This window comes from Staphylococcus gallinarum (assembly GCF_000875895.1).
GTDB classification, from domain to species: Bacteria; Bacillota; Bacilli; order Staphylococcales; family Staphylococcaceae; genus Staphylococcus; species Staphylococcus gallinarum.
Genome location: NZ_JXCF01000177.1, coordinates 1 through 241, shown reverse-complemented (window position 1 = coordinate 241; position 241 = coordinate 1). Strand labels below are relative to the sequence as shown.

Here is a 241-nt window from a genome sequence, read left to right as displayed (position 1 = left end):
CTTATATACTCGCTATAGGGCTATTTATTTGGTTGTATGAGTGGATAAGAGCAAGATTCCATGATTAAACAAAGTATGATCAGGCTTTTATGCCGAGAAAATTTATTTATATTGAGAAGTTCCCTTAACTAAACTTGCAGACGAATGTCGGCATAGCGTGAGCTATTAGCCCGACCATTCGACAAGTTTTGGGTTTGTTAAGGGTACAGAGGCTCAATGTAAATAAAGCAATTGGAATAAA

Annotated in this window: 1 protein-coding gene; it reads left to right on the top strand. The window is 36.5% G+C overall.

Annotated elements, in window-relative coordinates; all coding sequences use genetic code 11:
• The coding region (locus tag SH09_RS17545) for a DUF334 domain-containing protein (protein ID WP_141639733.1) at window positions 1–68 on the top strand (68 nt) is incomplete at its 5' end.
• Window positions 69–241 lie beyond the last annotated feature (173 nt).